This is a genomic window from Shumkonia mesophila (assembly GCF_026163695.1).
Taxonomy (GTDB): domain Bacteria; phylum Pseudomonadota; class Alphaproteobacteria; order Rhodospirillales; family Shumkoniaceae; genus Shumkonia; species Shumkonia mesophila.
Genome location: NZ_JAOTID010000001.1, coordinates 451281 through 465262 on the forward strand (window position 1 = coordinate 451281; position 13982 = coordinate 465262).

Annotated in this window: 10 protein-coding genes; 3 read left to right on the forward strand and 7 right to left on the reverse strand. The window is 69.1% G+C overall.

Features of this window, described 5'->3' with window-relative positions; all coding sequences use genetic code 11:
* Positions 1-46 precede the first annotated feature (46 nt).
* Positions 47-616, forward strand: coding sequence for a D-alanyl-D-alanine dipeptidase (gene ddpX / locus ODR01_RS01970; RefSeq protein WP_316975909.1), 570 nt, complete (start codon positions 47-49; stop codon positions 614-616).
* A 134-nt stretch (positions 617-750) separates the two neighbouring features.
* Here the strand turns inward: ddpX and ODR01_RS01975 are convergent, their stop codons facing one another.
* Positions 751-1341 carry a malonic semialdehyde reductase gene (locus ODR01_RS01975; RefSeq protein ID WP_316975910.1) on the reverse strand — a complete coding sequence of 197 codons (591 nt, stop codon included), beginning with the start codon at positions 1339-1341 and terminating at the stop codon, positions 751-753.
* A 140-nt stretch (positions 1342-1481) separates the two neighbouring features.
* On the opposite strand from ODR01_RS01975, the gene ODR01_RS01980 reads away from it, so the two are divergent.
* Positions 1482-2519, forward strand: coding sequence for a polysaccharide deacetylase family protein (locus ODR01_RS01980; protein WP_316975911.1), 1038 nt, complete (start codon positions 1482-1484; stop codon positions 2517-2519).
* A 17-nt stretch (positions 2520-2536) separates the two neighbouring features.
* Here ODR01_RS01980 and ODR01_RS01985 read toward each other — a convergent pair whose 3' ends face one another.
* The 6 genes from ODR01_RS01985 to mutS all read right to left on the reverse strand — a co-directional run bounded on the left by ODR01_RS01985 (position 2537) and on the right by mutS (position 13242).
* Positions 2537-3607, reverse strand: coding sequence for a glucosaminidase domain-containing protein (locus tag ODR01_RS01985; protein WP_316975912.1), 1071 nt, complete (start codon positions 3605-3607; stop codon positions 2537-2539).
* A gap of 175 nt (positions 3608-3782) precedes the next feature.
* Positions 3783-4331 (reverse strand): NifU family protein, encoded by a 549-nt coding sequence (locus ODR01_RS01990; RefSeq protein ID WP_316975913.1) that lies wholly within the window; start codon positions 4329-4331, stop codon positions 3783-3785.
* A gap of 106 nt (positions 4332-4437) precedes the next feature.
* Positions 4438-5436: a tryptophan--tRNA ligase gene (gene trpS / locus ODR01_RS01995; RefSeq protein WP_316975914.1), complete on the reverse strand. Its 999-nt coding sequence runs from the start codon at positions 5434-5436 to the stop codon at positions 4438-4440.
* Positions 5437-5501: 65 nt separating this feature from the next.
* Positions 5502-7052, reverse strand: a complete 1551-nt coding sequence (murJ, locus tag ODR01_RS02000) for a murein biosynthesis integral membrane protein MurJ (protein WP_316975915.1) — start codon at positions 7050-7052, stop codon at positions 5502-5504.
* Positions 7053-7287: 235 nt separating this feature from the next.
* Positions 7288-10065 carry a [protein-PII] uridylyltransferase gene (locus ODR01_RS02005; protein WP_316975916.1) on the reverse strand — a complete coding sequence of 926 codons (2778 nt, stop codon included), beginning with the start codon at positions 10063-10065 and terminating at the stop codon, positions 7288-7290.
* A gap of 546 nt (positions 10066-10611) precedes the next feature.
* Positions 10612-13242, reverse strand: coding sequence for a DNA mismatch repair protein MutS (gene mutS, locus ODR01_RS02010; protein ID WP_316976206.1), 2631 nt, complete (start codon positions 13240-13242; stop codon positions 10612-10614).
* 222 nt (positions 13243-13464) lie between these two features.
* On the opposite strand from mutS, the gene ODR01_RS02015 reads away from it, so the two are divergent.
* A complete protein-coding gene (locus tag ODR01_RS02015) occupies positions 13465-13968 on the forward strand; it encodes a hypothetical protein (protein WP_316975917.1) in 504 nt (167 codons plus the stop codon).
* Positions 13969-13982 lie beyond the last annotated feature (14 nt).

Sequence of the window (13982 nt, forward strand, 5' to 3'; positions counted from 1 at the left end):
CGTTATACTGCGGCTCCGCAACCCCGAAACAGCAGGGAACCCGCCGGTGGACACGCATACCGACTGCCAGCTTGTCGAAGTCACGCCACAAACCCACGGCGTGCTTCTCTATCTCGCCTACGCCACGCCCGACAACTTCACCGGCCAGCCGGTCTACCGGCGCGCCGCCTGCTATCTGCACGCCGACGCCGAGAAGCGCCTGCGCCGGGCCGCCGAACTGGCCGCCGCCCTCGGATACCGGCTCAAGGTGTTCGACGGCTTCCGCCCGTCGGAAGCCCAGTGGGTGCTGTGGAACCACACGCCGGACCCCGATTTCCTGGCCGATCCCCGGCGCGGCTCGCCTCATTCGCGGGGCGTCGCCGTCGACCTTACCCTGGTCGACGAAAGCGGCCGGCCGCTCGACATGGGCACGGCCTTCGACGCCTTCACGCCGCTGTCCCATCACGGCGACACCGAAATTTCGCCGGAGGCCCAGCGCAACCGCTTCCTGCTGCTCGGCCTGATGAGCGCCGCCGGCTGGGCCTTCTACGGCAACGAATGGTGGCACTACCAGCTGCCCGACAGCCGCAACTATCCGGTGCTGTCCGACGAATCCCTGGGCCTGGGAATGATGTAGGAGGGATTTCGGGATTTCAGGGACACCATACTTAATTCAGGGGATTTCGGGGACACCATACTTAATTCCACGCCTGAATTAAGTATGGTGTCCCCGAAATCCGCGAAGTATGGTGTCCCCGAAATCCGAAATCATCAAAGGACGGCGCAGGCGTCCTCGAAGGAGAGGCGGGGCGCCCGCGGCCGAAGATGGCTGCGCTCGCCGTAGCCGAGATTGCAGAGGAAGTTGGAGCGGACGGTGCCGCCGGCGAAGAAGGCGGCGTCGACCTTGGCGTTGTCGAACCCCGACATCGGCCCGCAGTCGAGGCCGAGGGCGCGGGCCGCCAGCATGAAATAGGCGCCTTGCAGCGAGCCGTTGCGAAAGGCGGTCTCGGCGATCAGTGCGTCGTTGCCGACGAACCACGAGCGGGCGTCGTTGTGCGGCGAAAGTTCGGGCAGGCGGTCGTAGAACGCGAGGTCGTGGCCGATGATGGCGGTGGCCGGCGCCACCATGGTCTGCCTGACGTTGCCGGCCGAGAGGCACGGCCTGAGCCGATCCTTGGCCTCCGGCGACACCACGAAGACCAAGCGCGCCGGGCTGCAGTTGCCGCTGGTCGGCCCGAGGCGCGCCAGGGTCCAGACCTCGCGCAGCAGGTCCTCGCCGATGGGCCGCTCGACCCAGTGGCGGAGCGTACGGGCCTCGCGGAAGACGAGGTCGAGGGCGGTGGCGTCGGCACGTGTCGGCACGGCTTGCTCCTTCGGGAAAGACCCATGCGGCCGCGACCCGGTGGGACCGGAGGGCGCGCCGTCGCGGGTACGGCGTTTGTCTTTCCAACCAAAAATGGTTAGAAACGGAGGTCCGATCAAGCCAGGGAGGCCGGGTCCCCATGGGTTATCGTATCCGTTTCGTCGCGCTTTCGGCCGTGGCGGCGCTTTGCCTGCCCGTCCTTCCCGGCGCGGCGTCGGCGGCGGAGTCCGCCGTCATCCTGATGTATCACCGCATCGGCGACGACCGCTATCCAACGACCAACATCCGGATCGATCAGTTCGAGAGCCATTTGGCCGAACTGAAGGCCGGCGGCTATCACGTGCTGCCGGTTCCCGAGATCGTCGCCGCCATCCGCGAGGGCAAGCCGCTGCCGGATCGCGCCGTCGGCATCACCATCGACGACGCCTATCGCTCGGTCTTCGAAAACGGCTGGCCGCGCCTCAAGGCGGCCGGCTTTTCCTTCACGCTGTTCATGGCGACCGATCCGGTAGATCAGGCCTCGGCCGGCGCCAATTCGGAATACATGACCTGGGATCACGTGCGCGAGCTGGTGGCCGGCGGCGTGACCGTCGGCAACCACACGGCCTCGCACCTGCACATGGCCGACGCCAGCCCCGAGCAGAACCGCCGCGAGATCGAGCGCGCCGCCGCCCGCTTCCAGGAAAATCTTGGGATGAAGCCGGCGCTGTTCGCCTATCCCTACGGCGAGGCCGGCCTGGCCACCGCCCGCCTGGTCGCCGACATGGGCTTTCCCATCGCCTTCGGCCAGTTTTCCGGCGCCATCGGCCCCGATCCCGAACTCTATTACCTGCCGCGCTTCGCGCTGAACGAAACCTATGGCGACATCAAGCGTTTCCGGCAGGTCGCCAGCGCCGTGGCGATGTCGGTCACCGACGTCACCCCGGCCGATCCCCTGGTCGGCGCCATCAATCCGCCGGCCATCGGTTTCACGGTGCGCCGGCCGACCCAGGGCCTGGAGCGCCTGACCTGCTACATGTCGTCGGAGAAGTCCAACCTGGAACGCCTGGGCGACACCCGCTTCGAGGTCCGCGTCCAGAAGCCGTTCGCCAAGGGACGCGCGCGCCTCAACTGCACGATGCCGGCCGCCGATGGCCGCTGGTACTGGTATGGACGGCAGTTCTACGTCGGCCGATGAGGTGACGGCGGACGCCGTCAGATGGTTCCGTCGCTCCCGGCCGTCTGCATGTCCTTCGGCGCCGCCGGTTCGTCCCCGGCGACCTGCAGGCCGCTGTCCTCGTGGTCGCGCAGGCGGACCTCGTCGGCCCGGTCCAGATCGTTGATCGTCATGATCTGGTGCAGATTCCTGAGATAGTCGACGCCCCGCTCCGAATAGGCGGTCAGGGTCGGCAGCAGCGGCATTCCGGTCAACGGCCGGCCCTCGCCACGCAGGCTGGCCCGGACGCGACGGAAGTCGCGGTAGGCGCTGTGCGTGTTGAGATTGAGCGCATAGGCGCGCACCGATTCGAGCAGGTTCTCGAACGTGCGGATGCGGTGCTTCTGGCCTTCGGCGCGCTCGCGGGGCGTCAGGCCGCGACTGCGCGGCGAGAATGTCCACTGGCCGAAAATGGCGTTGCCTTCGCGGGCGAACCGCGAGGTGCCCCAGCCGCTTTCCTCGGCCGCCTGGGCCAGCGCGATGGACGGCGGCACGATGTCGATGCGGGCAAGCAGGGCGTCGAGGTCGCCGCGGCCGACCTTGTAGCGGTCGGAAGCGACGGCGATCCACAGGCGGTCGAGGGCGTCCAGTTTGCGCCCCGAGGCCTTGGCGACGCGGATTTTCCAGAGACGCTGGCGGTCCTTGAGGATCTCTTCGTTGACCTTGAGGACCAGCGGAAGGACGGTTTGCACGAAAAGGGCTTTGCGGACCTTGGCCTCGGCGACATCCTCGAGGCCGGCGGGAATGCTGGCCAGGATGAGCCGTGGCACCGGGTCGCGGCCCGACAGCACCGCATCCAGGTGATAGCCCATTTCGGCGAACGTGGTGAACACCGTCTCGACGGTGTCCCTGGGCTGGACCGGCTTGGCCTCGGGGACGGCGGCGGCCTGACCGCCGAAATCGTCGAGGCGGAAGTCGTAGCGGGGCGGAATCGGCGCCGAGGCGGCGTCGAGGAAGGTCGCCTTGGGCGCCACCGTCCTGATGTCCAGCGGTATATGCACGGCCGCCCCGATAAGCACGACAATCATCGCGCCGAGTAGCGCCACCGCGCATCGCTCGAAGTATGTCATTGCCGCACTGCCCGGCCAACCGGCCGGTTCCCCCTCGTAGAGCTGTCTAAGTGCCCGGTCTCCAACCGCCCATCGCGCGCCAATTCTTGGCCGGGCGGCGTCCCTAGTCTCCCCAGTAAAGTGTAGGTGGAGGCGCGGGTCTTCGCGAGTCGTTTTTTTCCACAGGCCCGGCCGGCTAGTCGACGGCCCTGACTTCCATGACCTGCGGGATGTAGTAGCGCAGCATGTTTTCGATGCCGTGCTTGAGCGTGGCGGTCGAGCTCGGGCATCCCGAGCAGGCGCCCTGCATGTGCAGATAGACGATGCCGTTCTTGAAGCCGCGGAAGATGATGTCGCCGCCGTCCTGGGCCACCGCCGGGCGCACCCGGGTGTCCAGCAGGTCCTTGATCTGGGCGGTGGTTTCGTCGTCCACCTCGCCGCCGGCCGCCTCCTCGCCGCCCGCCTCGATGACCGGCTGGCCGGAGGTGAAGTGCTCCATGACGGCGGCAAGGATGATCGGCTTCATCGCCGTCCAGTCCTGCTCCGCCGCCTTGGTCACGGTCACGAAATCGGTCCCGAGGAAAACACCGGTGACACCGCCGATGGCAAACAGCCGGGTGGCCAGGGGCGACCGCTGGGCAGCCTCTGCGCCGGTGAAGTTGGCCGTGCCTTCCTTCATCACCTCGCACCCGGGAAGAAACTTGAGCGTCGCCGGATTGGGTGTGGTTTCCGTCTGGATAAACATCGGGAGTTCCTTTTTGTCCTTATTCATGGACGCGCCATCCCCCGAAGATGGGTTCTTCGCGGCGCTCAATCAAGCGCGCCGGCCCATCGGAGGGCGGAGGCGGCGTTCAGGGGCGCACGAAGCCGACGATGTCTTGGACCTCGCGCAGGATGGGAGCGGCCAGCGCGCGGGCCCGCCCGGCGCCGTCGCGCAGCGCGGCGTCGACGGCGCCGGTATCGGCCAAGAGACGCCGCATCTCGTCCTGGATGGGGGTCAGCACCGAAACCGCGAGGTCGGCCAGCTCCTTCTTGAAGTCCGAGAAGGGCCGGCCGCCGAAGCGGGCGCACACCTGATCCAGCGTCAGATCGGCGAGGCCGGCGTAGATGCCCATCAGGTTGGCCGCCTCCGGCCGTCCCTCGAGGCCGGCCAGCGTCGCGGGCAGCGGCTCGGGGTCGGTCTTGGCCTTGCGGATCTTCAGCGCGATGGCGTCGGCGTCGTCGGTCATGTTGATGCGCGAGTAGTCCGAGGGGTCGGACTTGCTCATCTTCTTGGTGCCGTCGCGCAGGTTCATGACGCGCGCCGCGGTGCCGAAGATCAGCGGCTCGGGCAGCGGGAAGAAGTCGACGCCATAGTCGCCGTTGAACTTCTGCGCGGTGTCGCGGGCCAGTTCCAAGTGCTGCTTCTGGTCCTCGCCGACCGGCACGTGGGTGGCCTTGTAGAGCAGGATGTCGGCGCTCATCAGGTTGGGATAGGCGAACAGCCCGACCGAGGCGTTCTCGCGATCCTTGCCGGCTTTCTCCTTGAACTGGGTCATGCGGTTGAGCCAGCCCATGCGGGCCACGCAGTTGAAGATCCAGGCCAGCTCGGCATGGGCCGGAACCTGGCTCTGGTTGAACAGGATGTGCTTGTTCGGGTCGATCCCGGCGGCGATGAAGGCGGCGGCCACCTCGCGGATGTGGGACCGCAACTGCGTGGGTTCCTGCCACATGGTGATCGCGTGCATGTCGACGACGCAGAAGATGCATTCGTAGTCGGTCTGCAGGCGCACCCAGTTGCGGATGGCGCCCAGATAGTTGCCGAGATGCAGATTGCCGGTGGGCTGAACGCCCGAGAAGATCCGATTCATTCTTGCTTGCTCTGCAATGTTCCCTAAGAAAACGGCCGTCGTTATGGCCCGTCGGGGCGGTCGGGTCAAGCCGCGTCCTTGCGCAGCATGCGCCTGACGTCGGCAAGGGCGGCGGCGCCGGTCGCCTGGGCGAAGACGCCGAAGGCGGCCAATCCGGCGGCCACCAGGGCGGCCAACGCGGCGATGCGGGCCGGCATCGAACCGGCCAGCGCGCCCTCGAGCGCGAGGCCGCCGAGGAAGAGGACGCCGGCCATCAGGGCGGAGGCCAGCACGATGCGCGGCAGCCGGCGGCTGAGCCGGGCGTCCAGCCTGAGGAAGCCGCGGCGGTGCAGGACCAGCCACAGCAGGCCGGCGTTCAGCCAGGCGGCCAGCGCGCCGGCCAGCGCGATTCCCACGTAGGCCCACACCTGCATGAGGACGACGTTGAGCACGATGTTGGCGGCCATCGCGGCGGCGGCGATGCGCACCGGCGTCGCCGTGTCGTCGCGGGCGAAGAAGCCGGGCGCCAGCACGCGGACCAGCACGTAGGCCGGCAGGCCGGCGGCATAGGCGGCGAGCGTCGCCGCGGTGGCCGCCGTGTCGGCGGCGGTGAACTGGCCGCGCTCGAACAGTACGGCGATGATCGGCCCGGCGATGACGACCAGCGCGGCGGCCGCCGGCAGGGTCAGCAGCAGGGCGAACTCCAGCCCGCGGTTCTGGGTGGCCAGCGCCGCCTCGCCGTTGCCGGCCTTGATCTGGCGCGACAGCATGGGCAGCAGCGCGGTTCCCACCGCCACCCCGATGACGCCGAACGGCACCTGGGCGACGCGGTCGGCGTAGGACAGGTACGAGATGGCGCCCTCGGCCAGCAGCGAGGCCAGAATGGTGCCGATCAGCTGGTTGATCTGATAGAGGCTGGCCCCGAATACCACCGGTCCGATGCGCCGGCCGAGCTGCCTGACCCCGGGCGACAGGCGCGGCCGCGCCAGGGCGACCGGCAGGCCGGCCCGCTTGCAATGATGGGCCAGCCAGGCGAACTGGATGACGCCGGCCGCCGACAGCGCCCACGCCAGGGCATGGCCGGCCGCTTCGGCGGAGCGGCCGAAAACGAGGACGGCGGCGATCAGCGTGAGGTTGAGCAGGATCGGCGCGGCGGCGGCGGCGGCGAAGCGGCCGAGCGAGTTGAGCACGCCCGATTGCAGCGAGACCAGCGAGATGAACAGCAGGTAGGGAAAGCTGATGCGCGACAGCTCGGTGGCCAGCTCCATCTTGCCGGGCACCGCGTCGAAGCCGGGGGCGAGGCCATACATCGCCCACGGCATGGCCGCCTCGAACAGCAGCGTGAAGGCGAGAAGCACGAGGGCCAGCACCGAAAAGGCCTCGTCCGCGAACGCCTTGGCCGCCGCCTTGCCCTCGGTTTCGACCAGGCCGGAGAAGATCGGCACGAAGGCGGCGGAAAAGGCCCCCTCGGCGAACAGCCGGCGGAACAGGTTGGGCAGCCGCAGCGCCACGAAATAGCAGTCGGCCACGGTGCCCGCGCCAAGAACGGCGGCGATCAGGACGTCGCGCACAAGGCCGGCGACGCGGCTGACCATGGTATAGCCGCCGACGGTGGTGATGGCGCGCAGCAGATTCATGGCTTCCTGGGTTCCACCGATCGAGTCCCGACGAAGAGAGGTCACCCCCTCCCCACCCCTCCCCCGTCGAGGGGGAGGGAGATGGTCCCTCGTCCCGCTTCATCGTTCCCTCCCCCCTTTGCGGGGGAGGGATAGGGAGGGGGGCGATCCGCCCATCGTCGATTCGAGTACTAGCCGGTTTTTGCGGCGGCGGAAAGGCGCGAAAGAGGCGGCAAAACGACGGCCCGGCCGCCGGTCAGCCGGCGGCGGCCTCGGCCTTGGGTTCGGCGGTGTCGGCCGGCGGCGGCGCGATCGCCTCGCGCAGGCGCTGCTCGATCTCCTTGAGCTTGCCTTCGCGTTCGACCTTCAGCCCGAACACGTCCTTGACGTAGAAGACGTCGACCACCCGCTCGCCATAGGTGCTGATGTGGGCGCTGGCGATCTGCAGGCCCAACGCGGTGAGCGCCGCCGTGACGTCGTAGAGAAAGCCCAGCCGGTCGCGGCCGTTGACCTCGATCAGGGTGTGCTGGTTGCTGGCCTTGTTGTCGATGACGACATGCGGGGCGACGGTGAACACCCGGGTGCGGCTGGGCAGGGCCGAGGCCCGCTGCGCCTCCAGCTCGCGGGCCAGGTAGAGGCGCCCCGAGATGGCCTCGGTGATGCGCCCCTGCAGGATCTTCAGGGCCCTGGGGTCGCTGAACGGGCCGCCCTTCGAATCCTGGATGCCGAAGGTGTCGAGTGCCATGCCGTTGGTCAGCGTCACGATCTTGGCATCGACGATGGAGGCCCCGGAAAGCGCCATGGCGCCGGCGATCTGCGAGAACAGGCCGGCGTGGTCGGGAGCGTAGATGACGATTTCGGTGACGTCGCGCCCGGCGTCGATGCGCGTCTCGATGTGCAGGGCCCGCCCCTCGGCCTCGGCGGCGCGGATCATGCGCGCGTGCTCGAACTGGGCGTCGGTGTCGAAGGCCAGCCAGTAGCCGGAATAGCCGCGCGCCAGGTGGTCGGCGATCTCGGCCGGGCTCCAGTCGGCGAGGCGGGCGGCCAGCGCGGCCTTCGCCTCCTCGACGCGGGCGCCCCGCCGTTCGGCCGGCAGGCCGCCGGTCATCAGCTCGGCGGCCCGGTAGTAAAGCTCGCGCAGCAGCGTCGCCTTCCAGCCGTTCCAGACGTCGGGGCCGACGGCGCGGATGTCGGCGACGGTGAGCACCAGCAGCATGCGCAGGCGCTCGGGCGACTGCACGGCCTCGACGAAGTCGGCCACCGTCTTCGGGTCGTCGATGTCGCGCTTGAAGGCCGTGCGGCTCATGGTCAGGTGCTGGAGGATCAGCCACGAGGCGGTCTCCGTCTCCCAGGCGTCGAGGCCGAGGCGCGGGCCCAGCTTGCGGGCGACGCGGGCGCCGATTTCGGAATGGTCGCCGCCGCGGCCCTTGGCGACGTCGTGCAGCAGCAGCGCGACATAAAGCGCCCGGCGCGACTGCACCTCGCCGATCACCGAGGTGGCGACCGGATGCAGGCTGGCCAGTTCGCCCTTCTCGATGGCGTTCAGGATGCCGATCGCCCGGATGGTGTGCTCGTCGACCGTATAGACGTGGTACATGTCGTACTGCATCTGGGCGACGACGCGGCCGAAGTCGGGAATGAAGCGGCCGAAGACGCCGGCCTCGTTCAAGCGCTTGAGCGCGGTCTCGGGGTCGCGCCCCTCGGTGAGCATCTCCATGAACAGCCGGTTGGCCTCGGGGTCGGCCCTGAGCTTGGCGTCGATCAGGCCGAGGTTCTGGGTGACCAGCCGCAGGGCCTTGGGATGGATGTCGAGGTTGCCGCGCTGCGCCTCGTGGAACAGCCGGATCAGTTTCACCGGGTCGCGCTTGAAGGCGCCGTCGTCGGCCACCGTCAGGCGCTCACCGTCGACCGCGAAGCCGTCCGGCGAGCGGCGGCCGAGGCGCAGACCGGCGAGCAGGCGGAAGCGGCGGCGGGTCTTCTTGTGTTCGTCCTCCCACACCGCGCACAGGATGCGCGTCAGGTCGCCGACGTCCTTGGCGACCAGGAAGTAGTGCTTCATGAAGCGCTCGACGCCGCGCGCCCCGGCGCGGTCGGCATAGCCCATGCGTTCGGCGATGGCGCTCTGCACGTTGAAGGCGACGCGCTCCTCCGGCCGGCCGGCCAGATAGTGGAGATGGCAGCGCACCGTCCACAGGAAATTGCGCGCCTTGCGAAAGCGCCGGGCGTCCGCGGCGGTCAGCGCGCCGCGCTTGACGAGGTCGCGCACGTGATCGACGCCATAGAGGAACTTGGCGATCCAGAACAGCGTCTGGAGGTCCCTGAGGCCGCCCTTGCCCTCCTTGACGTTGGGCTCCAGCACGTAGCGGCTGTCGCCCATGCGGTCGTGGCGGGCGTCGCGCTCGGACAGCTTCTCCTCGACGAAGGCGGCGCCGAAGGGCGCCACCACCTCGGCGTGGAAGCTTTTCTCGAATTTGGCGAACAGCGCCTTGTCGCCCCACAGGAAGCGCGAATCGAGCAGGCTGGTGCGGATCGTCAGGTCGCTCTTGGCAAGGCGCACGCAGTCCTCGATGGAGCGCGTCGCGTGGCCCACCTTGAGGCCGAGATCCCACAGCGTGTAGAGCATGTACTCGGCGATCTGCTCGGCATAGGCGGTGCGCTTGTAGGGCATCAGGAACATCAGGTCGATGTCCGAGAAGGGGGCCAGCTCGCCGCGCCCGTAGCCGCCGGTGGCGGCCACCGCGATCTGTTCGCCGCGGGTCGGGTTGGCCACCGGATAGACGTATTTGACGGTGAAGTCGTAAAGGGCGCCGATGAGGTCGTCCATCAGCTCGGCGATGGCCACCACCACGTCGTCGCCGGGCAGCCGCTCGCTTTCGAAGGCGGTGCGGACGGTGGCGCGCCCCGTGGTCAGCGCCTCCTTGAGGATCTCCAGCACCCTGGTGCGGGCCTTGCCGGTGGCGCCCGACCACGACGCCAGTTCTTCGAGCTGGGCGCTCAGGGCTTCGCGATCGATGATGTCGAGCCGTTTGGTCATTGGGGTGGGTGGCTTCCGGTACGGCCGGCCGTCCATCGCGCCGGCATCCGATGCCCCTCTATATAAAGCGGCGCGATCGATCCGCCCAGGGCCTTCGCGGCACCCGCCCGACGGCGATTCGCCTCGTTCCGGGTCGTCGTGCCCCGGCGACAGTCCCTACGGGATGCACGCATCTCGGACATCGTGCTCATCTCCCTCTCCGCCCCCTGGGGGCGGAGAGGGTCGGTCCAGCGGAGCCGGATCAAGGGAGGTGAGGTGGGGATTTCGGGCATTCCCCCCGCGAACACGATGGCGGCACCTCCACCTCACCCTCCCCATCGCTGGCGCGATAGGTCCCCTCCCTCTCCCCCGCCGTGCGGCGGAGAGGGCGAATTTATGCGGCTTTCGCTACCAGCCGAGATGTGTGAATCCCGTAGGGCGACAGTCCGGGGCATCCCGACGCCGGCGCCATCGATGGCCCGGGCGGAGCCGGGCCATGACGGGCGGGAGGCGTCGGTCAAACCCGTGAGCTTGGCAATGGCGGCCTGGTGGGGCCGCTATCCCGGCTTACCGCCCGGCGCCGTCGTCGAGCAGGCTTCTGAGCTGGTAGACGAGTTCGAGCGCCTCGCGCGGGGAGAGGCCGTCGGGATTGAGGCCGGCCAGCGCGGCCTCCACCGCCGAGGGCCTGGCCGGCGCCGGTCCCGCCTTCGGCGCCGCGGCGAACAGCGGCAGGTCGTCGGCCAGCCGGGTCAGCGCCGAGGCCTGGTCGCCCTTCTCGAGCGTCGCGAGGATCTGTTCGGCGCGCTTGACAACGGCGCCGGGCAGCCCGGCCAGGCGGCCGACGTGGATGCCGTAGGAGCGGTCGGCGGCGCCCGGCGCCACCTCGTGCAGGAAGATGACGTCATCCTTCCATTCCTTGACCCGCATGGTGTGGCAGGCCAGCCCCGGCAGCTTGGCGGCCAGCGCGGTGAGCTCGTGGTAGTGGGTGGCGAACAGCGTGCGGCAGCGGTTCTCCTCGTGCAGGTGCTCGACCACCGCCCAGGCGATGGACAGGCCGTCGAAGGTGGCCGTGCCGCGCCCGATTTCGTCCAGGATGACCAGCGCGCGCGGCCCGGCCTGGTTCAGGATGGCGGCGGTTTCCACCATCTCGACCATGAAGGTCGAGCGGCCGCGCGCCAGGTCGTCGGCGGCGCCGACCCGCGAGAACAGGCGGTCGACCACCCCCAGCCGGCAGGATTCGGCCGGCACGTAGGCGCCCATCTGGGCCAGCACGGCGATCAGCGCGGTCTGCCGCAGGAACGTGCTCTTGCCGGCCATGTTGGGCCCGGTCAGCAGCCACAGACGGGCCCCGTCGCCGAGTCGGCAGTCGTTGGCGACGAAGCCGCCGGCCTGTTCGTCGGCCAGCGCCGCCTCGACCACCGGATGGCGGCCGGCTTTAATTTCGATATCGAAACTATTGTCCAGAACGGGGCGGCAGAATCGCCGTTCGACGGCCAGCCGGGCCAGCGCCGTGGCGACGTCGAGTTCGGCCAGCGCGCGGGCCGCCGCGGCCACCGCCTCGGCCCGCGCCGTCACCTCGCCGGCCAGGGTCTCGAACAGCCGCAACTCCAGGGCCAGACTCTGATCCGCCGCCCGGGCGATGCGTCCTTCCAGGTCGCCCAGCTCGACCGTGGTGAAGCGCATGGCGTTGGCCATGGTCTGGCGGTGGATGAACGGCGCCCCCTCGCCGGTGGGCAGGCGGTCGGCGTAGCGGGCCTGGATTTCGACGTAGTAGCCGAGCAGGTTGTTGTGGCGGATCTTGAGCGACGGCAGATTAGTTTCTTTAGCGTAACGATCCTGCAGAGCGGCGATCAGCTTGCGGCTTTCGTCGCGCAGCGTGCGCAGGTCGTCGAGTTCCGGCGAGAAGCCGGCGGCGATGAAGCCGCCGTCGCGGGAACTCGGCGGCGCCTCGGCGGCCAGCGCCTCGGCCAGGCGGGCCACCAGGTCGGCGTGGCCGTCGAGCGCGGCGACGGCGCCGGCAATCGCCGCCGGCATGCCGGCCAGGCTGGCCGCCTTCAGCGCCTCGTGGAGGGCGCCGGCCTCGCCCAGCCCGTCGCGCACCGCCGCCAGGTCGCGCGGGCCGCCGCGCCCCAGGGTCAGGCGCGACAGCGCCCGCTCGATGTCCGGGCAGCGGCCGAGCCCGGCGATCAGGCCGTCGCGCCTCTGGCCGTCCTCGACGAAGAACTGCACGGCGTCGAGCCTGCCGTCGATGGCGGCGATGTCGGTCAGGGGCGCCGCCAGGCGGGCGGCCAGCAGCCGGGCGCCGGCTCCGGTGACGGTGCCGTCGATGACGCCCAGCAGGCTGCCGCGGCGCGTCCCGAGGAGGGTTTCGGCGAGTTCGAGGTTGCGCCGGGTGGCGGCGTCGATTTCCATGACGTCGCCGCCGCCCAGCCGCCGGGGCGGCGCCAGGCGGGGCAGCCGGCCCTTCTGGGTCAGCTCGACATAGTCGACCAGCGCGCCGCCGGCCGCCAGCTCGGGCCGTCCGAAGGCGCCGAAGGCGTCCAGCGTGCCGACCGCGAACAGCCCCTGCAGGCGCCGGCGGCCGTTCTCGCTGTCGAAGCGGCTGGCCGGCAGCGGGGTCAGGCGCTCGCGCCAGTCGCGCCACACGGCGGCAAGGCCGTCGCGCTCCACCAGGCGGTCGGCCACCAGCACCTCGCCGGCGTCGAGTCGGGCCAACGCGGCCGCCAGATTGCGCGCCTCGATCGGCTGCATGAAGAAGTCGCCGGTCGACACGTCGACCCAGGCCAGACCCAGGCCGCCGGCCGCCTCGGCCAGGGCCGCCAGGAAATTGTGGCGCCGCGCGTCGAGCAGCGTGTCCTCGGTCAGCGTGCCGGCGGTGACCACGCGGATGACGTCGCGGCGCACCACCGCCTTGCCGCCGCGCTTCTTGGCCTCGGCGGGGTCCTCGATCTGCTCGCAGACGGCCACCCGGAAGCCCTTGCGGATGAGCCTCACCAGATAGGCCTCGTGGCTGTGCACCGGCACCCCGCACATCGGGATGTCGTCGCCCAGGTGCTTGCCGCGCTTGGTCAGCGTGATGTCCAGCGCCGCCGACGCCTTGACGGCATCCTCGAAGAACATCTCGTAGAAATCGCCCATGCGATAGAACAGCAGGCAGTCCGGATAGTCGCGCTTGATCGCCAGATATTGGCTCATCATCGGCGAGGAACGCTCGGCCGCCGGATCGGCGGCGGCGGCGGGCGCGGGGCAATTGGGATTGGCGCTCGGTGAAGTCACGGGCGGTTCCGACTGGGTCCGGCATCGATGGGCAAGAAAGGCGGGGGAACCATATCATGGCGTCCGGGCTTGGGGCTATGATTCGGCAGGCCATTGGAGCAAAATGGAGGCCTTCCCGGACACCACGCGGCATGGGAGGGGCAAATGAACCAGAACAACCCGTCCGACCCGCCGAAACGAGAGGTCGTCGGGGTCTTCGCCGATCGCGAACAGTTCGAGGCCGCCATTCGCGCGCTGCTGGCCGCCGGCTATGAGCGGCGCGATCTCAGCGTGCTGGCGTCCCACGAATCGCTGGATGCCGCCGGCAAGCCTTCCAAGCCGTGGAAAGACGCCGTTACCGCCTTGGTCGGCGAGGTGAAATACGAAGTTCCGCTGGTCGCGTCCGGCGCCATTCTCCTGGCCGGCGGTTCGGTGGCGGCGCTGATCGCCGGGCTGGTCGGGGCGACCGTGGGCGGCATGGCCGTCAAGGAGGTGCTCGACGAGGTGACATCCTCGCCCCATACCGACGACTTCGCGCGGGCGTTGAACGCCGGCAGCGTGATTCTCTGGGTGCAAATTCCACATGGCGAAAAAGAATCCATTTCCGCTACCATCTTGGAGGAATGCGGCGCCGCCAATGTGCATACTCACGCCCATTCTTCCCTTTAAACTCTCCGAACGTC

Coding starts and splice junctions, on each gene's coding strand:
- mutS (WP_316976206.1), bottom strand. CDS start 13,242: ATGATGAGCCAATATCTGGCGATCAAGCGCGACTATCCGGACTGCCTG.
- trpS (WP_316975914.1), bottom strand. CDS start 5,436: ATGAATCGGATCTTCTCGGGCGTTCAGCCCACCGGCAATCTGCATCTC.
- ODR01_RS02015 (WP_316975917.1), top strand. CDS start 13,465: ATGAACCAGAACAACCCGTCCGACCCGCCGAAACGAGAGGTCGTCGGG.
- ODR01_RS01990 (WP_316975913.1), bottom strand. CDS start 4,331: ATGTTTATCCAGACGGAAACCACACCCAATCCGGCGACGCTCAAGTTT.
- murJ (WP_316975915.1), bottom strand. CDS start 7,052: ATGAATCTGCTGCGCGCCATCACCACCGTCGGCGGCTATACCATGGTC.
- ODR01_RS01985 (WP_316975912.1), bottom strand. CDS start 3,607: ATGACATACTTCGAGCGATGCGCGGTGGCGCTACTCGGCGCGATGATT.
- ODR01_RS01980 (WP_316975911.1), top strand. CDS start 1,482: ATGGGTTATCGTATCCGTTTCGTCGCGCTTTCGGCCGTGGCGGCGCTT.
- ODR01_RS02005 (WP_316975916.1), bottom strand. CDS start 10,065: ATGACCAAACGGCTCGACATCATCGATCGCGAAGCCCTGAGCGCCCAG.